This window comes from Desulfoluna butyratoxydans, from assembly GCF_900699765.1.
Lineage (GTDB): Bacteria > Desulfobacterota > Desulfobacteria > Desulfobacterales > Desulfolunaceae > Desulfoluna > Desulfoluna butyratoxydans.
The window spans coordinates 83421-102582 of record NZ_CAADHO010000008.1 but is presented as its reverse complement, the minus strand read 5'-3'; the positions used below and the strand labels follow the sequence as shown (position 1 = coordinate 102582).

16 protein-coding genes are annotated in these 19162 nt (G+C 59.9%); 11 read left to right on the top strand and 5 right to left on the bottom strand.

The features are described from left to right. Positions 1–47: 47 nt before the first annotated feature. Both MSL71_RS19565 and recJ read right to left on the bottom strand, forming a co-directional pair. Positions 48–473 carry a hypothetical protein gene (locus MSL71_RS19565; RefSeq protein WP_180143694.1) on the bottom strand — a complete coding sequence of 142 codons (426 nt, stop codon included), beginning with the start codon at positions 471–473 and terminating at the stop codon, positions 48–50. A gap of 341 nt (positions 474–814) precedes the next feature. Beyond that, positions 815–2536: a single-stranded-DNA-specific exonuclease RecJ gene (gene recJ, locus MSL71_RS19560; RefSeq protein WP_180143692.1), complete on the bottom strand. Its 1722-nt coding sequence runs from the start codon at positions 2534–2536 to the stop codon at positions 815–817. Between the two features lie 322 nt (positions 2537–2858). Here recJ and MSL71_RS19555 point away from each other — a divergent pair, with 322 nt between their 5' ends. The 5 genes from MSL71_RS19555 (at position 2859) to MSL71_RS19535 (ending at position 6525) form a co-directional block, all read left to right on the top strand. Next, positions 2859–3095: a DUF4911 domain-containing protein gene (locus MSL71_RS19555; protein WP_180143690.1), complete on the top strand. Its 237-nt coding sequence runs from the start codon at positions 2859–2861 to the stop codon at positions 3093–3095. Positions 3096–3102: 7 nt separating this feature from the next. Further along, positions 3103–4497, top strand: a complete 1395-nt coding sequence (gene miaB / locus MSL71_RS19550; RefSeq protein ID WP_343052769.1) for a tRNA (N6-isopentenyl adenosine(37)-C2)-methylthiotransferase MiaB — start codon at positions 3103–3105, stop codon at positions 4495–4497. A gap of 138 nt (positions 4498–4635) precedes the next feature. Continuing rightward, complete coding sequence (locus MSL71_RS19545; protein ID WP_180143688.1) at positions 4636–5133, top strand: bifunctional nuclease family protein; 498 nt, start codon at positions 4636–4638, stop codon at positions 5131–5133. Between the two features lie 133 nt (positions 5134–5266). Continuing rightward, positions 5267–5911: a histidinol phosphate phosphatase domain-containing protein gene (locus MSL71_RS19540; RefSeq protein WP_180143686.1), complete on the top strand. Its 645-nt coding sequence runs from the start codon at positions 5267–5269 to the stop codon at positions 5909–5911. 221 nt (positions 5912–6132) lie between these two features. Continuing rightward, positions 6133–6525, top strand: coding sequence for a response regulator (locus tag MSL71_RS19535; RefSeq protein ID WP_180143684.1), 393 nt, complete (start codon positions 6133–6135; stop codon positions 6523–6525). A 238-nt stretch (positions 6526–6763) separates the two neighbouring features. Here MSL71_RS19535 and MSL71_RS19530 read toward each other — a convergent pair whose 3' ends face one another. Both MSL71_RS19530 and MSL71_RS19525 read right to left on the bottom strand, forming a co-directional pair. Further along, complete coding sequence (locus MSL71_RS19530; RefSeq protein ID WP_180143682.1) at positions 6764–8170, bottom strand: ABC transporter substrate-binding protein; 1407 nt, start codon at positions 8168–8170, stop codon at positions 6764–6766. Between the two features lie 118 nt (positions 8171–8288). Beyond that, a complete protein-coding gene (locus MSL71_RS19525) occupies positions 8289–9062 on the bottom strand; it encodes an ABC transporter substrate-binding protein (protein WP_180143680.1) in 774 nt (257 codons plus the stop codon). A 252-nt stretch (positions 9063–9314) separates the two neighbouring features. Here MSL71_RS19525 and MSL71_RS19520 point away from each other — a divergent pair, with 252 nt between their 5' ends. Further along, complete coding sequence (locus tag MSL71_RS19520) at positions 9315–9632, top strand: hypothetical protein (protein ID WP_180143678.1); 318 nt, start codon at positions 9315–9317, stop codon at positions 9630–9632. 212 nt (positions 9633–9844) lie between these two features. Continuing rightward, positions 9845–11206 (top strand): adenylosuccinate lyase, encoded by a 1362-nt coding sequence (gene purB / locus MSL71_RS19515; protein WP_180143676.1) that lies wholly within the window; start codon positions 9845–9847, stop codon positions 11204–11206. 73 nt (positions 11207–11279) lie between these two features. Here purB and MSL71_RS19510 read toward each other — a convergent pair whose 3' ends face one another. After that, a complete protein-coding gene (locus tag MSL71_RS19510; protein ID WP_180143674.1) occupies positions 11280–12710 on the bottom strand; it encodes a sigma-54-dependent transcriptional regulator in 1431 nt (476 codons plus the stop codon). Positions 12711–13319: 609 nt separating this feature from the next. Here MSL71_RS19510 and MSL71_RS19505 point away from each other — a divergent pair. From MSL71_RS19505 to pyrG, 4 genes are all read left to right on the top strand, one after another. Continuing rightward, entirely contained in the window at positions 13320–13988 is a 669-nt protein-coding gene (locus tag MSL71_RS19505; protein WP_180143672.1) for an NUDIX hydrolase, read from the top strand. A 331-nt stretch (positions 13989–14319) separates the two neighbouring features. Then, positions 14320–15591 (top strand): phosphopyruvate hydratase, encoded by a 1272-nt coding sequence (gene eno / locus MSL71_RS19500; protein ID WP_180143670.1) that lies wholly within the window; start codon positions 14320–14322, stop codon positions 15589–15591. Positions 15592–15673: 82 nt separating this feature from the next. Next, entirely contained in the window at positions 15674–16543 is an 870-nt protein-coding gene (locus MSL71_RS19495; RefSeq protein ID WP_180143669.1) for a LolA-like protein, read from the top strand. Positions 16544–16918: 375 nt separating this feature from the next. Further along, positions 16919–18559, top strand: coding sequence for a CTP synthase (gene pyrG / locus MSL71_RS19490; RefSeq protein ID WP_180143667.1), 1641 nt, complete (start codon positions 16919–16921; stop codon positions 18557–18559). Positions 18560–19162: the final 603 nt, after the last annotated feature.

Sequence of the window (19162 nt, the reverse complement as noted above, 5' to 3'; positions counted from 1 at the left end):
GGATCGGCTTTTTTTGTGCAAAAATCGGGGGCCCGTCTTTCCGGTAATTAAATATTGGGCATGAATTTTTGGACCTGGGTGTTGATGCAGTGATAGATTTCGTCGTCAGAGCCGTAGATGTCGATGACATCCTTGTGGTCGATGAGGGTCTCCAAGACAAAGGCCGTGACCACCAGGCTGATGACATTGGGATTCTGCACGAGCTCCCGGAACGGGGCGATCTGGTAGTCGATCTCGAAATCATCGAGCTTGACCAGCTTTTCGAGCTTTTTTTCGATCTGTTCCTGCAGGGAGTTCTTGCTTGTGGTCTCCACAAGGCTGTTTTCCACGAGTTTCTGGGAAATGGCATTGCTCATGGGTTCAAGGTTGTCGCGGGCGGTTTCGATGGAAATGCGCCGCTCTTTCTCCTTGGACGACTCTATGCGCGAAAGGAGCATGGACTCCTTGTTGTTTGTTCGGAATACTTTTCCCATTCACCCTCCTGTCTATGGTTGATGGATCCGATGGGGTAGCGATGGCGCGGGCGAAGGCACGCTGTCCGGGGGCGCGGAGCCATCATGAATTTACTGTGTTGCAGATGCTCTCGGGCGCAGGCCCTTGCAGGGGCCGGGCAAAGCTGGGATGCGCAGTACGCGCAGCCACCCGTTAGGGCATCCGGGCGGGCTTGGTCCACGGGCCCGGTAACGTAGCGGCTCCTGATGGATTCGGCACAAGGATCATAGCTTTCATCCCTGAAGAAATCAAGGGAATTGTCGGGCCGTTCGGCAGGGTTGCCGAACGGGCTCAAGGCTTGAAAACAGGGGCTTTTCAGGGCTCAGGATTCCATGTCGTGGATCTGCATCTGCGGGCTCTTGCCGCCGTTCCACCTGTTCCAGCGCAGGGAATAGAGGCAGCGCGCAATGCGTTTTTCCGGAGGCCCCCCGGGGTGATTGAAGCGGATGGCCATGCATTTGGCCAGGTGGGGGTTGCCCTCGGCGGCCAGGACGTACCGTCGGTGGCAGCGCCCCACCTCCATGGAGGAGAGGACCCTGATATCCTCGGCGATGAACAGGGGTTCCCTGTTGCCTTCGCCAAAGGGGGCCAGCGACTCAAGCTCGTCGATGAGCTCCGGGCTGATCTCGGAGAGGGGCAGCCGGGCGTCGGCGGGGGTGGCGGTGACGTAGTCCTCCGGGGTGGTGGCCGTCGCCAGGTGGGATTCGAGCTGTCGGTGAAAGTCCCGGATGCGATCTGCTTTGAGCTGGAGTCCCGCGGCCTGCCGGTGCCCCCCGAAACGCTCCAGGGTCTCGGCGGTGGCGGAAAGGGCTTGGTAGAGGTCCACCCCGGGGATGCTGCGGCCGGAGCCTTTGCCGATGCCGCGCTCGTCCACGGAGATGACAAAGGCCGGTTTGCCGTACTCCCGGACCACGCGGGAGGCCACGATACCCAGGACCCCGGGGTGCCAGCCGTTGTTGGCCAGGACCAGGGCCTTTCGTTCCAGCAGGGCCGGGCTCTCCTCGATGTAGGCGACGATTTCGTCGAAGATGCGGGCCTCGGTCTCCTGACGATGGCTGTTGAGGCGGCAGAGCTCTTTAGCGATGGGCGCGGCCTGGGCTTTGCTGGGAGCCAGCATCAGGTCCAGGCCTGTCTGGGCATGGTCCATACGGCCCGCGGCGTTGATCCGTGGAGCCAGGCGAAAAGCGATGTCCTCGGAGTCCACGGTCTCCTTGTTGGCTTTGGCTGCGGTGAGCAGGGACGCGATGCCGGGCCGTGCGCTCCGGTTGATCATCTCCAGGCCGGCCCGGGTGAGGATGCGGTTCTCGGCGGTGAGGGGGACGATGTCGGCCACGGTGCCCAGGGCCACGATATCGCAGAGGGCCTTGAGGTTGGGCTCTTCCCCGTTTTTCCAGTGATCCGCAGCGCGCAGGGCGGTGCGCAGGGCTGCGGCAAGGTAAAAGGCAACCCCCACGCCTGCCAGGTTTTCCATGCCCGATTCACAGGCGGGCTGCTTGGGGTTGATGACGGCCAGGGCCTCGGGGAGCGCCTCTCCGGTGGTGTGGTGGTCGGTGATGATGACGTCGATGCCATGGGCCTTGGCCGCATCCACCGCGTCAAAGGAGGTGGAGCCGCAGTCCACGGTGACGATGACCCGGGCACCGGCAGGGACCGCGTGGTCGGTGATCTGGGACGGGTGGAACCCGTACCCGTCGTCCACCCTGTGGGGAAGGTGCCAGGCCACACGGGCTCCGGCGCTTCTCAGGAAGAGGACCAGAAGGGCTGTGGAGGTGATGCCGTCGGCATCGTAATCGCCGCAGATGAAGATCACTTCCCCTTGGGTGACAGCACGGACCAGGCGCGCCACGGCCGTCTCCATGCCGTGCAGCCGCTGGGGCGGGCGGAGCCCCGAAAGGGACGGGGCAAGAAAGGCCCGGGCGGTTTCCGGTGTGTCGTGGCCCCTTGCCAGGAGGAGGCCTGCCGTCACGGGGGAGACCCCGAGGGCTTCTCCCAGGTCTTTGGCCCGGGAGGCGTCAATGTCGGTGGTGGTCCAGTCTGTGTGCATACATTGTGTCTCTGGTGAATCGGACATGTCCGGATGGGGTGAAACGGCGCCTCGGCACAGGCCGGGCGAGCGTTACGCCAATCGCATCGAGGTGGCTGCATGGGCGGTCTCCCCGAAAGGAGGGCGGGCTTTTTCCGTCGGTTGGGGAGACCATACACCATCCGCCGGGAGGGTTCAAAGGGTTTCGAAAAGGGGCGGCGTGTACAAAGGGGTGGTACCGGGGAAACCGATGTGGTAAAGGATAACGTTTTCCAATGGTTTGGTTTTTCGGCCCGCGGGCCGAAGGCCGACAAGAGCCCGTCATGAAAGGTAAGGAGCGCAAGTGGGGTGCATTGAAAGATATTTCAGGCTCAGGCGAGGGGATATCGTCTTTGTGAAGTACACCTTTGAGGCCCTGGACAACCTGGTGGTGGTCACCACTGTCAACAGGGACCGGGACATCATCGTGCTCCGCATAGCGCCGGGGTGCGAGGACGAGGTGGAGAAGGTCCTTGAGAGTTTTGAGGGCACGGTTTGCCTGGAAGAGATTGAGGCCCCGGATAGCCAAGAGCGCCTTTGAGCCTGCAATGCGAAGTGATCAGGGGCCCCGCAAGGGGTGTCCCTCAAGAGGTAAAGAAACCAGAATGAATATGAAGTGCGTATATATATACACCATCGGATGCCAGATGAACGTCTACGACTCGGAGATGTTCAAAAAAGTGCTGAGACCCCTGGGGTACATTCCCACCGACGAGGTGGAAGATGCCGATCTGGTCATCGTCAACACCTGCACCGTCCGGAAGAAAGCCGAAGAAAAGGCCTTCAGCTTCCTGGGCCGGATGCGAGCATTGAAAAAGAAGAACCCGGAACTCATCGTTGCCATCGGGGGCTGCGTGGCCCAGCAGGAAGGGGCCGCCATTCTCAGGCGCATGCCCTACGTGGATCTTGTTTTCGGCACCCGTGCCTACGCCCGCCTAGCGGCCATGGTGAAGGCCTTTGAATACGACCGGATTCCCGTGGTGGATGTGGAGATGACCATGGGCGTGGCCGATGAGATCCCGACCCCTGCCATGGACGCCGAGGTGGAGGTCTCCAGGTTTGTCACCATCATGCGGGGGTGCGACAACTTCTGCTCCTACTGCATCGTGCCCTACGTGCGCGGACGGGAAGAGAGCCGGGATCCCGATGCCATCGTGCAGGAAGTCACGGAGCTTGTGGCCCGGGGCGCACGGGAGATCACCCTGCTGGGTCAGAACGTGAACTCCTACGGCAAGAAAGAGGACCTCTGCGACTTTCCCGAGCTGCTCCGCCGCGTAAGCGACGTGGAGGATCTGGAACGCATCCGTTTTGCCACCTCCCATCCCAAGGATCTTTCCCCTGGCCTGGTGGAAGCCTACCGGGATCTGCCAAAGCTCTGCAACCACATCCATCTTCCCGTGCAGTCCGGTTCCAACGCTGTGCTCAAGAAGATGAACCGAAAATACACCCGGGAAGATTACATGCAGCGCATTGAGCGCTTGAAAGAGGTGCGGCCGGATATCGCCCTTACCTCGGACATGATCGTGGGCTTCCCCGGAGAGACCGAGGAGGATTTCGCCGAGACCCTGGATCTGGTAAGGGCCGTGGGTTTTTCCGGAATCTTTGCCTTCAAGTACTCGGATCGCCCCAATGCCCCGGCCGTGGGCTACGAGGGCAAGGTTTCCGAAGAGGACAAGAGCCGTCGTCTGGCAGCCCTTCTGGACCTTGAAAAAGAGCTCTCGGAAAAGCGCAACCTCTCCTATGCGGGCACCACCGTAGAGGTCCTCGTGGAGGGGCGCAAAGAGGGGAAGGGGGGCCTGCAGTGGACAGGACGCTCCTCCTGCAACCGGGTGGTGAACTTTACCGCCGCCAAAGAGGGTTCCGATGCAAACCTTGTGGGAAAGGTGGTTCCGGTTTATATTGAAGAAGGATTGCCGCACTCATTAAGGGGGGTGCTGGTCTAAGCGTTTTACGTGCGGTTAACGGTTCATGGCATCTGACCCGGCCATGAGTGATGTTGTCGGGTCCAACCCCCGCCGCCCGGTTTCGGGCGGCACCGAAGCGAAGCGATGTTTTTTTGCTTCGCCCAAGGGAGGTGAACCATGACACACGAAATGACCATTGCCTCCATCTCCATGGACAAGATCACCAGGACCCCTGTCCTGGTGCTCAAGTCCGAGAAAGATGGACGGCTTCTACCCATCTGGATCGGCCTTCTCGAGGCCTCATCCATTGTCTTCGGTCTCCAGGAGACCCCCACCCAGCGTCCGCTCACCCACGATCTCTTCTGTCAGTTCCTGAGTCACACCGATACATCCGTGGAGCGGGTGGTGGTGTCCGATCTTGTGGAGAATACCTATCACGCACGCATTATCTTTACAGCCGGCGGGCAGCATTTTGAGCTGGACTCACGCCCCAGCGACGCCATTGCCATGGCCGTAAGGTTCCGCGCCCCCATTTTCGTGGAAGACCATGTGCTGGAAGAGGCGCGCAAGGAGTCGGAGTCTGTGGAGGTGGCCGACGAGACCAGTGAGGGGAAACGCTGGGCAGAATACCTGGAGGGGCTGTCACCCGAGGACTTCGGCAAATACAAAGTGTAGGGCGGTCCGACCGCGGGCCGGGGCATTTTTTCCATGAAATGCCCCACCTGACGTGGTATGGGTATTGTCCTGTCCCCCGCTTTTGTCACGAGGCGGGGCAACCTGAGTACCCGTGAGAAGGAGCCCTGCGACCATGATCGATCTTCACTCCCATACCTTTTTCAGCGACGGCGTCCTCGTGCCTTCGGAGCTGGCCCGCCGGGCCGAAGCCAAGGGGCTTACCGCCCTGGGGATCACCGACCACGGTGACCTGTCCAACATCGACCACATCGTTCCCCGTATCGTTGCCGTGGCCGACAGGCTCAACGACGTGATGGACATTGAAGTGGTCCCCGGTATCGAACTGACCCATGTGCCCCCGGCCCATATCGCCGAAGCAGCGGCCCTGGCCCGTAAGCTGGGGGCCCGCATCGTGGTTGTCCACGGGGAGACCGTTGTGGAGCCTGTGGCTCCGGGCACCAACCGCGCAGCCATTGAAGCGAAAGTGGATGTCCTGGCCCATCCGGGGCTCATCACCGACGAGGAAGCGGCCCTGGCCGCTGCCAACGGGGTGCTTCTGGAGATCACGGCCCGCGGCGGCCACAGCCTTACCAACGGCCATGTGGCCCAGAAGGCGCTCAAGGCAGGTGCCTCCATGGTCATCGACACCGACAGCCACTCCCCTGGGGATCTCATTGACGAGGCCTTTGCCCGTATCGTCATCGCAGGGGCGGGCCTTCCCGAGTCGGCTTTCGAGCAGATGCAGGCCAACGCCCGCGCTTTTCTGACACGGGGTTAAAGGCTTAGGGCAGGGGCCCGCCGCCGTGCGGGCCGCCCCTGCCGGGAAGAGGCACTGATCGCCGGGATGCCCGGTTGTCGCGGGAGATCCGTATATTTCTTTTGCTTTTCGCTCCTGTTTGTGTGATACTTGTAAACATGTCGAAAACATTGATTTTTTAAGTGGTATTCAGTTTATAACATAAACGGTTGTTCTACGTTGTTCCTTGCAACGGGGTGAGCATGGTATCACTTCTCGTGATTGATGATGATGAGGCCCTCTTGAACCTGTATCGGTTGATGCTCAAGCGTCAGGGGTACCGGGTCCACACGGCGGCCAGCGGAGAGACCGGCATCCGCATGTTTGAAAACGGCGACTACGCCCTGGTGATTACAGACCTGATCATGGGGGGGATGAGCGGAAACGGTGTGGCCGAGTATATCCGCCGGTCGGAAAAGGGGGTGATCCCCATCATCGGCGTGTCGGGAACCCCCTGGCAGGTCGATGCCCGGCATTTTGACGCCGTGATGGAGAAACCCGTCTCCATGAAGGATCTGGTCACAAGCGTCCGGCTCCTGGTGGGGCCTGCCTTTGAAGAGGGAAGGGCAAGTCCTGGTCGCGCCCTCCGGGGTTGACGACACAGGGACTCGATGGTGTTTGTACCTGACTGGGTTGTTTTATGGTCGGTCAGGCGCCTGTCGCATGCCTGGATGACGGAAAGCACAGGGGGCGATTCGTTCCCGCAGAAGACGGCAAAAAAAGAACGGGGCCTGACCCGCGGTGTGCATCCGCGGGGCAAGCCCCGTTCCTTGAGGGTGAATCGATGATTCGGCCCCGCAACCATAACGGTGCGGGGCTTTTTTGTGCGCGGGATCAGGCGGCGCCGGAGGCGGCGTCTCCCCGGCCCGTGGCCTTGTCGGCAAAACGCAGGTCCACGAACTTGTTGAGGTCGATGAGCTTGCCGATCCCCATGTCGTGGTACATGTAGTTCTGGATTTTGTCGAGGTCTTCGATGGAGGGGTAGAGGTCGTCCATGGTGATGCCGTTCTTCTGGCCAAGGACCTGGAGGAGGACGGGCAGGGAGAGGCCCAGTTTGCCTTCGGGGTCCAGGAAGGAGAGGGCTATCTCTGCGGCGCCTTTTTTGTTTTCCGAAACGTAGCGTCCGGCTTTGACCAGGAGGTCCGTGAGTTCCTGGACGGCATCGGGGGCCGTGTCGATGAGCTCCTGCCTGAGGGCCACAACACAGCAGGGGTGGTCGGGCCACATGCCGCCGGAGACAAACTCCATGGAGCCTAAGCCGGAGGAGGCGGCCCGGGTGCAGATGGGCTCGGCCACGATGAAGCCCCCTACGGACTCGTCCTCTTTCATGATGGGGGGCATTTTTACCGGCGGAACCACCTCAAAGCGAACGTTGATGGCCTTCTGGCCGGGAACGCCGGGCTTCAGGCCCAGGCCGGTGAGGTACTTGTGGGCCAGCATGTTGTGGATGGACATCTTGTGGGGGATGTTCACCACCTTATATTTGTAGAAGTCCGCCTTGTCGCTGTAGGGGCCCTCTTCGTACCGGGAGCTGCGGACAAACCCGCTGCCGTTTTTGTGGGCAAAGAGCACCAGCTTGATGGGCACGTTGTAGGCATACAGGTCCATGGCGATGGGGGCCAGTACCATGGCGCCGGAAACTTCGCCGGTTTCGAGCTTTTCCTGAACCGGGTTCCATCCGGGGAGGCGATCGGTCTCAAGGATGAATCGCTCGGGGTTGACCTCGCCCGTGTCGATCCAGTGCTTGAGGATACCTAAGGCCAGGTGGTCGGTGATCTGGATGTGGCCCAGGCGGATCACCACCTTCCCGTCTCGGATCTCGGGGGTGTGCTTTTCTGCGGATGAGGTCTCCTCTGCGGGTGCAAAGGCCTTTTCAATGGCATTTTTGAGTTCCACTTCATCAAAGGGCTTGGGCACGTGGCCGTTGCTTCCGGCCTCGCGGGCGACCTCTTGCTGGGTCTTGTCACCCTGGGCCGTTGCCATGATAAAGGGAATCGTTTTCAGCGCCTCGCGTTTGCGGACCTCTTTGAGCAACTCCAGCCCGTCCATGGTGGGCATGTTCCAGTCGCTGATGATGAGATCAAAGGGCCCTTCGTTTTCGAGTTTTTCAAGGGCATCCACTCCGTTTACAGCCAGAGAGATTTTCGTGAAACCCGCTTTTTCGAGGTACTGCCGGAACATCACACGCATGGTTCCGGAGTCATCCACTGCCAATATGTTCATATCCATATCGATAGACATTTATGTCTCCTTTTCCAACCAAACCAGGTCAACTTTTCTATACCATCGTCACTTTTTATGGAATATTTAAGCCTTTTTTGGGGCGACAGGCCAAAAAAAGCCCCGGGAAAAAATTCTCTCAAAGAAGGGAGGCAATCATGGGGGAGAGCTGTTCACTGTCCAGGTAACGTCCTGTGGTGAGAAAGTCAGCCCGACAGGGGGGGATAAGCCTCGGAGCATCGGGGGCGTCCGGGTGGGGCCGGCTGTTGATAAGGGCCCCTGCCAGCCGCTCCAGGAGCTCTGCCCTGGAGGCCCCTTCGGTGTTTCTTACCACCAGCACCGCGCCGGTGTATTCGGGCCAGAGGTCCCGGCACTGCATGAGCTCGCTGGTGCTGCCTTCCTCCAGCATGGCCGACAGGGAGGGTTCTTCCAGCACGGCGGCGCCGATGGCGCCACTGGGGTTGAACCGCAGGGCATCCGGGATCATCTCCGGAGCCATCTGCTCTGCCTGGATTCCATCGGGGCCTGCATCGGGACTCAGGGCAAGGCCGCACTCCCGGAAGAGGCGATGTGCCAGGAGGTACTCCATGGAGCCGATGCAGGAGAAGAGCATGCGGGTGCCGGCAAGGTCCCGGATGTCCTGAAGGGGCGTTGCGCCGGGCGTCACAAGGGCGCTTCCCGTGTTCTGGACGGCCGCCAGAACGCAGATTCCCTCCTGCCATCGTGCCAGCACGTGGGCAAAGGGGAGGGGAAGCAGGCCGCCGTCGAGCCATCCTTTGAGGATGCCCCTGGCGATGCGCCGGGTACTGCCGGATTTGATGGGGCGAAGATGCTCGGAGAGAAAGGGATCCGAAAGGATCATCTGGTGCAGGGTCCCATGGGAGGAGAGGTTGAGGTATCCAATGTGAAGCACTGCTCTTTCTCCCGGTTGCCTGAAATTTGCAATTGCGTTGAGTGACGGGCCTTTCACTGGAAAGGGGTTAACAGAGTTGACCTCATTTTTCAAGTGTGGTTTTCTGGTGGAGCCCTCAAGGAAGATGGCCGGGCTCCGATACGTAAAGGAGGACTCCTCACGTGTGAGGGGCCGGTCGCTCGGGCTGTGGTGCAGTCGCCACGGGTAAGAAAACGGCTTCCATGGGGGAGGTCGGTGAGTCAAGGAGGGAAGATGGGCGCGGCAGCAGATCCTGCTGAAATAAAAATAGGCGAAGAGGCCATGATTGAAAGGGTCCGGGAAGGGCTGGACGGAGAAGCCCTCCAGGGGCTTCTGGCCCATGGCCTGTCCCTTCGGTCCTTTGACGTGGAGGATGTGGCCATTGCCGCCCACAACGGGGAGCTTGTGTTCCAGGTGGATCTCTCCGTCTGGGTGGAAAGCTCCGTCACCGTGGAACTGGGCCTGCCCCATCTCTGCCGGGACAAAGAGGAGCTTGCCCTTCGCAGCCGCCGTTTCTGGCGGGAACTCAAGGAGAGCTGCCTTGACGACTGACCTCTCCGGGCTGAAACCGGTTGTCTCCCCCCCGCATCCTGTGATAGGACATCCCGCATAATTTTAAAGCTTCAGGCGTAAAACATCAGCCCCGGCAGCAGGCTCGAAAACGATCACCCTGTCATCGCAAAGAGGTTCCATGGCCCGACCCATGGTTGCCATGAACGGATCGAGTATTCCCAAACAACAACACCACAACAGGACAACGCACCATGGATCAAGTGAAGGCATTGACCGTTCTTGACGGCAGGTACAAAAGACTCACCGAATCGCTCCGGGACATCTTTTCGGAGTACGGACTGATTCGTCACCGCGTGCTGGTGGAGGCCAGGTGGCTGGAATTCATCATCGACGACCTGAAATTCGCTTCCCCCCAAGGGGAGTGGAAGACAGCGGTTCGCGAGATCACCGACTCCTTTAGCGAGGAGGGTGCCCTGCGTGTCAAGGAGATCGAGCGCACCACCAACCATGACGTGAAGGCCGTTGAGTATTACATCAAAGAGAAGCTCGACGAAAAGGGCCTGGCCGATATCCGTGAGTGGACCCACTTTGCCTGCACCTCCGACGACATCAACAACACCGCCTACGCCCTGATGATCGAAAAGGGGCGCGAAGAGGTCCTTTCCGTGATGAAAGACCTTCTTTCCGATGTGGAGACCATGGCCAAAACATGGCGCGACAAGCCCATGATGTCCCGTACCCACGGGCAGCCCGCCACCCCCACCACCGTGGGCAAAGAGCTGGTGAACTTTGCCTGGCGCATCCGCCGGGAGATGGACAACCTCGCCTCCGTGGATATCGGAGCCAAGATGAACGGTGCCACCGGTGGCTACAACGCCCACACCGCAGCCTTCCCCGAGGTGGACTGGATCGCGGCAGGGGAGCGCTTCGTCAGGGATTACCTCCACATCAGCCCCCTGTACTACACCACCCAGATCAACCCCAACAGCTACATCGCAGAGGCCCTTCACTCCATGGTGCGGGCCGCCTCTATCATTATCGACCTGGATCGCGACATGTGGGGGTACGTCTCCTTAGGCTACTTCAAGCAGAAGACCGTGGCCGGCGAAGTGGGCTCTTCCACCATGCCCCACAAGGTCAACCCCATCGACTTTGAGAACAGCGAGGGCAACCTGGGGGTCGCCATCTCCATGATGGACCACCTGGCGGTTAAGCTCCTCAACTCCAGGTTCCAGAGGGACCTTACCGACAGCACGGTTCTCCGCAACATGGGTGCCCTTTTCGGGTACGTGATCATCGGTATGAAGAACACCATCAAGGGCCTGGGCAAGATGGAGCTTAACGAAGCAGCCCTTCTGGCCGATCTCGACGCCAATCAGGAACTCCTGGCCGAGCCCATCCAGACCGTCATGAGGGTCTACGGCGAAGAGAACCCTTACGAAAAACTCAAGGCCCTGACCCGGGGCGTGCGCATCACCGAGGCCGAGCTGGCAACCTTCATTGATTCCCTGGAGAAAGTCCCGGCAGAGGCCAAGGACCGCCTGAAGGCCCTGACCCCAGCTCGCTACGTGGGGCTGGCTGCCGAGCAGGTGGACCACTACTTTGCCGGATAAGCCGATCCTTCGGTACATAGATGATTTGGTAAAACATGGAAACCCCCGTACCCCTGTGGATGCGGGGGTTTTTTTATTGTTTTTTCAGGTGAGGCGTCAGGTCAAAGCGTTTGAGCAGGGCGTAGAGGTGGGAGCGTGACAGGCCCGAGATGTCGAGCATGCGTCGGACATCCCCTTCGGCGTAGCGGACCAGCTCGTTGAGGTAGCGTTGCTCAAGCCGGGTTTTGGCCTCTTTCATGGAGGGCTCCTCTTCGGCGAAGAAGTGGCTGAGCCCGGTGTCGGGGGATTTTTCGTCCGGGGCATTGGATTCTCTGGACACGGCAAGGCGGGCCAGCTCGATGCGGATCTCCTGGGGCAGGTCCATGATGCGGATGGTGGGGCACTCGCCGGCGGCAAAAAAGGCGTGTTCGATGACGTTGAAGAGCTCCCGGACGTTGCCCGGCCACGGGCAGCGCATGAGCGGGTCGAAGAAACCGGGCTCGAACTGTTTTTCACCGACAGCGTAGCGCGTGGCGAGCCCTGCCGCGTGGTGAGCCGCCAGGGGCATGAGGTCCTCTTTGCGCCTGCGCAAAGGGGGCAGGTCCAGGGTAAAGGCGCGCAGGCGAAAGAGCAGGTCCCGCCGGAAGCGCCCCTCCTCCACCATGCGGGAGAGGTCCCGGTTGGTGGCGGCGATGAGGCGGAAATCGCTCTCTTCTTCGGTTGCGCTGCCCACGGGTCGGAACCGTTTTTCCTGGAGCACCCGAAGAAAGCTCTTTTGCAGGGCCAGGGGCATCTCGCCGATCTCATCAAGGAAAAGGGTGCCTTTGTGGGCGGCCTTGACCAGGCCGGTGCGGTCCTGGTCCGCGCTGGTAAAGGCCCCCTTGCTGTGGCCGAAGAGGGTGCTTTCCACCAGGGTCTCGGTAAGGGCCGCGCAGTCCACGGTGACAAACCGGTGGTCCTTTCTCGGGCTGTTGTCGTGGATGGTGCGGGCAAAGAGTTCCTTGCCCGTGCCGGTCTCTCCGGTGATGAGTACCCCGGAGTGGCATCCCGCGGCACGGGCCACCATGTCGAAACAGCGGCGGATGGGAGCGCTCTGTCCGATGACGGTGTCCAGGCTGAGCTGGGGTCTTTGGTAGTCGCGGATGGTCTTGCGGTGGGTCAGGGCACGGGAGATGGCCAGGCGGGTGGCCTGTACCGGCGAGGGTTTTACGAGGTAATCCAGGGCCCCTTTTTTGATGGCCTGCCCGGCGGAATCCGGGTCCCCTTTGCCGGTGACCATGATGAGCTCGGGGCATGATGCGCTCTGCCGGAACCCTTCGATGTGGTCGATGCCCAGCCCGTCGGGAAGAAACAGGTCCAGAAGAACGATGTCCACGTCCTCTGTGCCCAGGCAGGCATGGGCGTCGGCCAGGCTCCCCGCCTCAATGGCCCGGTGCCCCATGCGGGTGATGAGGCTTTGCATGCTTTCGAAAAAGAGGTGGTCGTCGTCCACCACGAGAATCAGGGCTTGCTCTTGAACGTCCATATGTCTCCTGCCAACGGTCATGTCCCGTAAACCGTAAAAAAGTTGCCGACGGTGACGGTGCGTGACGGGACCCTTTGCGCGCAGGGCGCAAAACGGCCGTGCATGACACCGAAAAGCCTTGGCAGTCAAGGAGTGGGCTGTCTTTTTTACTGGATTGGTCTGATAAAAAATACACAGAGTTGCCTCAGATGGCAATGGGAAAAAAGGGAGGGGATGAGGAACGGGGATGCATTTGCCGCCATGTGGCCCGAGGGTTTTGTGTTGACAGACCAAAGGCCGAGGACGTAGGCAACAAAAGGCTTACCCGAATATTTCACGAGTCGAGTGCACCCATATTCAAGGCATCAGAGCTGCAGATGTAGTAGTTTACCTCAACGCTCTGATAACGCAGAAGATGGGTGCACTCGGCTCGCCCGAAGGGTGAGAAAATCAAACAGCAAACGCTGATTTACACTTTGCATTTTTAAAATAGCTGACATTTTTTATTGTAGCCATTCGAAATCATGTATTTTCCTTTGGGGTGGTTGTTTTCTCATGAAATATCCGGGCAAATGAGACATGATACAATGCTTTTATGATATCTTGCGAGGCATGGAGATGAAAAAGAGTATGGATGACGTCGAGCAATTGAAACAGGCTTTTTCCGGCCGCCCCGGGGTGTTGGGGTGGGACCGGTTCATTCATTCGTCGGTTCTGGCCCCGGTGGTGACGGTGGACGGGGAACTTCACCTTCTCTTCCAGACGCGTACCAAAGGAATCCGCCAGGGCGGAGAGATCTCTTTTCCCGGGGGGGGATTCGACCCGGGCAAGGACGAGGACCTCAAAGCCACGGCCCTGCGCGAGTGCACCGAGGAGATGGGCATCCCCCCGGAAAAGGTGACGGTCATCGGAGAGCTGGACACCCTGATCACCTCGGTGGGGGTGACGGTCTCCTGCTACGTGGGGGTGCTGGAGGACGGTGCCCTGGAGGCCATGGCCGTCAATGAAGACGAGGTGGCGGACTGGTTCACCCTTCCCCTCTCTTTTTTCAGGGAGACAGAGCCCCTGATTCACCATGTGCGTCTCATGGTGGAACCCCACTACGACCACCCCAAAAAAGGGCGGGTGACCCTGCTTCCTTCAGAGGCCCTGGGTTTGCCTAAGCGCTACCATAAACCCTGGGGCGGCCTGACCCGGGAGGTCTACCTCTGGGATACCCCCCACGGGACCCTGTGGGGGATCACCGCCGAGCTGGTTCTTGAGCTTGTCCGTGCCATGGCACAGGACGCGGCGACTTGACAGAGTGTAAGGGGAGTTGTAGGTTACTTTTGGTCCGTTCAGGCCTCTTTTGGCCCCATACGGAGCCGTCAAAAACGTCCCGCCGGGAGATTATTACCCGCACGCAAAGATGCACTTGTAACAACGTCGGTCCCTTGTACGCCGGTACGGGTGGGGTGCGATCCTGCCCGGTTTGCTGCGTTGGGGCCATGGCCTTGCCTTGTCGTATATGTTCATAAGGTTCGTGCAAACGTTGGATTTATTTTAATACATCGGCCGGCCCGTCACCGGGTGTGCCCGAGGTTTCTCAGTCCCTTTCTGGCGAAGGAGGGGGCAATTTCTGGAGGAGAAGATGACCGCTATAGTTGATGTGAAGGCACGAGAGATTCTGGATTCACGTGGCAACCCCACCGTGGAAGTGGATGTAACCCTGGCTTGCGGCGCCACGGGGCGTGCGGCCGTTCCGTCCGGTGCGTCCACCGGCACCCGTGAAGCCCTGGAATTGAGGGACGGGGACAAGGACCGATACCTCGGTAAAGGGGTGACCCAGGCCGTTGCCAACATCATGGAGAAGATCGCCCCTGAGGTGATGGGCATGGACGCCGCCGATCAGGCTGGTCTTGACCGCCACATGATCGAGATCGACGGCACCGAAAACAAGTCTGCCCTGGGTGCCAACGCCATGCTCGGCGTCTCCATGGCTGCCGCCCGCGCTGCGGCCAACGCCTTCAGCCTGCCCCTGTACAAGTACCTGGGTGGGGTCAATGCCCGCAACATGCCCGTTCCCATGATGAACATCATCAACGGCGGCTCCCACGCCACCAACAACCTCGACATCCAGGAGTTCATGATCATCCCCGTGAGCGCCCCCACCGTTGCCGAGGCCGTTCGCATGGGTGCCGAGACCTTCCACAACCTGAAAAAACTCCTCAAGGACAAAGGCCTCACCACCGGCGTGGGCGACGAAGGGGGCTTTGCCCCGGACCTCGGCTCCAACGAAGAGGCCATCCAGCTCATCATGAAGGCCATTGAGATGGCAGGTTACGTGCCCGGCGACGACATCGCCCTGGCCCTGGACGCCGCTGCCAGCGAGTTCTTCGAAGACGGCAAGTACCAGCTCCAGAGCGAAGGCCGCAGTCTCACCGCCGATGAGATGATCGATTACTACGCTTCCCTCATTGAGAACTACCCCGTGGTCTCCATCGAAGACGGCCTGGCCGAGGGCGACTGGGAAGGCTGGATCCGCATGACCGAACTCCTGGGTGACCGCGTTCAGCTCGTGGGCGACGACGTCTTCGTCACCAACCCCGCCATCCTGGAGAAGGGCATCATCGATTCCGCCGCCAACTCCATCCTCATCAAGCTGAACCAGATCGGCACCGTCTCCGAGACCCTGGATGCCATTGAAATGGCTGCCCAGGCCGGGTTCACCACGGTGATCTCCCACCGTTCCGGTGAGACCGCCGATACCTTCATCGCCGACCTTGCCGTGGCCGTAAACGCCGGGCAGATCAAGACCGGTTCCATCTCCCGAAGCGACCGTGTCGCCAAGTACAACCAGCTGATCCGCATCGAGGAAGAGCTGGGGGCCGCAGCCCGCTACAACGGACGTATCTTCGGGTAGGAAACCGCCTGATCTTAAGCGACATACCGAGCCCTGCGGACCTGTGACAAGGGCGCAGGGCTTTTTTTACAAAGGTGCCGTGATGACCCAAGTGACACGCAGGCGAGTCCTCTCTCTCTTCCTTCTTCTTTTCCTGGCCTCTGCCGGTTCGGCCGAGGCCTACCTTCTCTCTTCTTCACAGATCACCCGCCAGATGGTGAAAAAGCTGGGCAGGCCGGTGACGGCGACCCTGCAACAGAAAGAGCTCTTTTTCAGGCGAGCCCAGAGCGAAACCCCCGATCAGGAGAACCTGGTCTTTCATGAGGTGGTGACCCTCTCCAAGCCCGACCGCTTTCACTCCGTGGTGACCGCAGGGGAGAAGAGGGTGGAGCAGTACTCCACCTTTGATACCTGGTTCCGCGTGGTGGACGGCGAGCTGGACCCCAAAGGGGCGGAGCGGGCCGCGGATCGCTACCGGGACCCCTTGCAGTTCCGCCGTGACTCCCTCATGGCACAACGCCTCACCGACGCCGGGGTGGACCTTTCCGTCACCTCATTGAATCGCCACGCCGGGCGCATCGCCTGGGTGATGGGGGCCAAGTCCGCGGATACCACTGTGCGGCCCCAGTTCTGGGTGGACAAGGAGAGTTTCCTGCCCATGCGCTGGATCCTTTTCGACAAAAAAAGCGCCCAGCAGGTGGAGATCTGGTACCACGACTGGTTCAAGCAGGGAAAAGCCATGTACCCTGCGCGCATTGAGTTCTATGCCGACGGCAGGCTGTTCCGGGAGATTCACATCGAAAAGGTGACTGCGGCAAAGCCCCTGGACGCCAAGCTCTTTGACCCGGCACGCTACGCAGAGAAAAAAGACGCTCCGGCCAAGGAGGCGCCCGCCGCCCCGGAGGCCTCGGAGAAACAGCGCCGGATGGAGGAGCTGGAGCGGATCCTCTCCAACGATCCCCTGGCATTTTAGGGGACGTGATGCGTCGGCGAGGTGACAGAAAGGGCAGGGGGGTTGGTTTAAACTGAAGTTTGGTGCAGTTTTTGGAGTTACCCTGAAAATCATACGGGAAATCACGGGCTTGGGCTTTCAAACCTTGCGTTCCGACAGGTGATTGGATACTATCCGGTGCAACAAAACAAACCGGGTGGTATCCATGGCGGACCCTTTTTCCGTTGTGATAAAAGATAAGCAGGTGAAGGTGATCCGCCGGTGGCTTATCTTTTTTTTTGATGCATCCGGTCATGCGGTACACACGATGTTCCGGGCCTGTCGGTCAGGCAGGCCGGGTTTCTGTTCGTATAATCCATATCCAACGCATCTCGTGCGATTTTTAGAGGTAACTTCATGGGGCATAACACCAAGTATATTTTTGTGACCGGCGGGGTTGTTTCATCACTGGGCAAGGGGCTCGCCTCCGCAGTGATCGGAGCACTTCTCGAAGCACGTGGCCTGAAGGTCACGATCCAGAAACTGGACCCGTACATCAACGTCGACCCGGGTACCATGAGCCCCTTTCAGCACGGTGAGGTGTTCGTCACCGACGACGGCGCCGAGACCGACCTCGACCTCGGCCACTACGAGCGCTTCACCACGGCCCGCATGGGGCGAAACAACAACTTTACCACCGGCAAGATCTACAACTCCGTCATCACCAAGGAGCGCCGCGGGGAGTACCTCGGCGGCACCGTGCAGGTGATCCCCCACATCACCGATGAGATCAAGCGCAGCATCCTTATGGTGGGGGACGACGTGGACGTGGCCCTCATTGAGATCGGCGGCACCATCGGCGATATCGAGAGCCTTCCCTTCCTGGAGGCCATCCGTCAGCTGCGTGCCGACCTCGGCAAAGAGAACGTCCTGTACGTTCACCTTACCCTGGTGCCCTACATTGCCGCCGCAGGCGAGCTCAAGACCAAGCCCACCCAGCAGAACGTCAAGGAGCTCCGGAGCATCGGCATCCAGCCCAACATCCTCATCTGCCGCTCCGACCGCGAGATTCCCAAAGAGCTCAAGAAGAAGATCTCCCTGTTCTGCAACGTGGACGATGACGCGGTCATCACCGCCCGGGACGTGGACTGCATCTACGAGCTGCCCCAGGTCTACCACGAAGAGGGCCTGGACGAGAAGATCATCAAATACCTCCAGATCTGGACCCGGGCTCCCCGCCTGGAGAACTGGGAGGAGTTCGCCCACCGCTTCAAGAATCCCAAAAAACGTGTCACCATCGCCATTGTGGGCAAGTACGTGGACCTCACCGAGTCGTATAAGAGCCTCAACGAGGCCCTCTACCATGCCGGGGTTCCCAACAACTGTGGCGTGGATCTCGATTTCGTCGACTCCGAGACCGTGGATGACGCCAACGCCGCAAGCCTCCTCGCCCATGCCGACGGCATCCTGATTCCCGGCGGCTTCGGGTCCCGGGGCACCGAGGGCAAGGTGGCGGCCGCGCGCTACGCCCGAGAGAACAAGGTGCCGTACTTCGGTATCTGCCTCGGCATGCAGATCGCCGTCATCGAATACGCCCGTCACGTGGCCGGCATGGATGATGCCAACAGCGCCGAGTTCGACGCCAAGACCGGTCATCCCGTCATCTATCTGATGACCGAGTGGATCAACGAGCGCACCGGCGAGATGGAGAAAAGGGACGTGAACTCCGAAAAGGGCGGTACCCTGCGCCTGGGCGCCTACCCCTGTACCCTTGCGGAAGGCACCCACGCCCGGGACGCCTACGGTACCGAGGCCATCTCCGAGCGCCATCGCCATCGCTACGAGTTCAACAACGAGTTCAAAAAGGCCCTCACCGACAAGGGGCTCATTCTCTCCGGGACCTCACCCAACGGCGAACTCGTGGAGATCGTGGAAGTCCCAGACCATCCCTGGTTTGTGGGCTGCCAGTTCCACCCCGAGTTCAAGTCCCGCCCCATGGAACCCCACCCCCTCTTCGTGGAGTTCATCCGGGCGTCTCTGAAGAACGCCAAAAAGTAGGTAACGCCTTCTATGGTCGAAGTCGCCGGAAAAAGCATGCCTCCGGCGGCGAGGTGGAGCCACCTCGAAAGCTGATTGCGCGTGCGCATTTTCCTTCGTTCCTCAGAAAAATGCGCACGCGCCTTCGGCTCGGGCTTCGCCCGATACATCAACTGGTGGTTTGTACAAGCTATCCCTCGTGCCTCGGGGGGCTCCACTGCTGATCTCCACCCCTACCTGAGAAAATCACCCCATGACATATCGTTCTATGCAGGCAAGGCTGAGTCCTTGATGGCATCAATCTTCTCGAAAGTGGATGGCAATGGTGCTTTGGCGCGAAACCGGACTCGTAAGCACCGTGTTCGTCGACCCCCTGCGACCTTTCGATTCGTGCCAACCCAGGCGTTGGTACAGGAAGTGCTTCCAGAAAAATGAAATGGGCCTCTCCGGCAAAAACGGTTGCCACATATCACACCCCGCGCGAATGCCCCGAAAACGTGTGCATGATGTCTGCCGTCATGCATTCGCAACCTGCTTTCGAGGTGTTTTCGCTATTGTGGCTTTGCCACCCTCGTCGCCGGAGGCATCTTTTGGTTTTTTTCTCTAAGTCTTGAATTTTTACAG

Bases quoted from the DNA above. Each gene is read 5' to 3' on its own strand.
- MSL71_RS19545 (WP_180143688.1), top strand. From the start codon at position 4,636: ATGACACACGAAATGACCATTGCCTCCATCTCCATGGACAAGATCACC.
- MSL71_RS19540 (WP_180143686.1), top strand. From the start codon at position 5,267: ATGATCGATCTTCACTCCCATACCTTTTTCAGCGACGGCGTCCTCGTG.
- MSL71_RS19535 (WP_180143684.1), top strand. From the start codon at position 6,133: ATGGTATCACTTCTCGTGATTGATGATGATGAGGCCCTCTTGAACCTG.
- MSL71_RS19530 (WP_180143682.1), bottom strand. From the start codon at position 8,170: ATGTCTATCGATATGGATATGAACATATTGGCAGTGGATGACTCCGGA.
- MSL71_RS19505 (WP_180143672.1), top strand. From the start codon at position 13,320: ATGGATGACGTCGAGCAATTGAAACAGGCTTTTTCCGGCCGCCCCGGG.
- MSL71_RS19565 (WP_180143694.1), bottom strand. From the start codon at position 473: ATGGGAAAAGTATTCCGAACAAACAACAAGGAGTCCATGCTCCTTTCG.
- miaB (WP_343052769.1), top strand. From the start codon at position 3,103: ATGCGAAGTGATCAGGGGCCCCGCAAGGGGTGTCCCTCAAGAGGTAAA.
- MSL71_RS19520 (WP_180143678.1), top strand. From the start codon at position 9,315: ATGGGCGCGGCAGCAGATCCTGCTGAAATAAAAATAGGCGAAGAGGCC.
- eno (WP_180143670.1), top strand. From the start codon at position 14,320: ATGACCGCTATAGTTGATGTGAAGGCACGAGAGATTCTGGATTCACGT.
- recJ (WP_180143692.1), bottom strand. From the start codon at position 2,536: ATGCACACAGACTGGACCACCACCGACATTGACGCCTCCCGGGCCAAA.
- MSL71_RS19510 (WP_180143674.1), bottom strand. From the start codon at position 12,710: ATGGACGTTCAAGAGCAAGCCCTGATTCTCGTGGTGGACGACGACCAC.
- purB (WP_180143676.1), top strand. From the start codon at position 9,845: ATGGATCAAGTGAAGGCATTGACCGTTCTTGACGGCAGGTACAAAAGA.
- pyrG (WP_180143667.1), top strand. From the start codon at position 16,919: ATGGGGCATAACACCAAGTATATTTTTGTGACCGGCGGGGTTGTTTCA.
- MSL71_RS19495 (WP_180143669.1), top strand. From the start codon at position 15,674: ATGACCCAAGTGACACGCAGGCGAGTCCTCTCTCTCTTCCTTCTTCTT.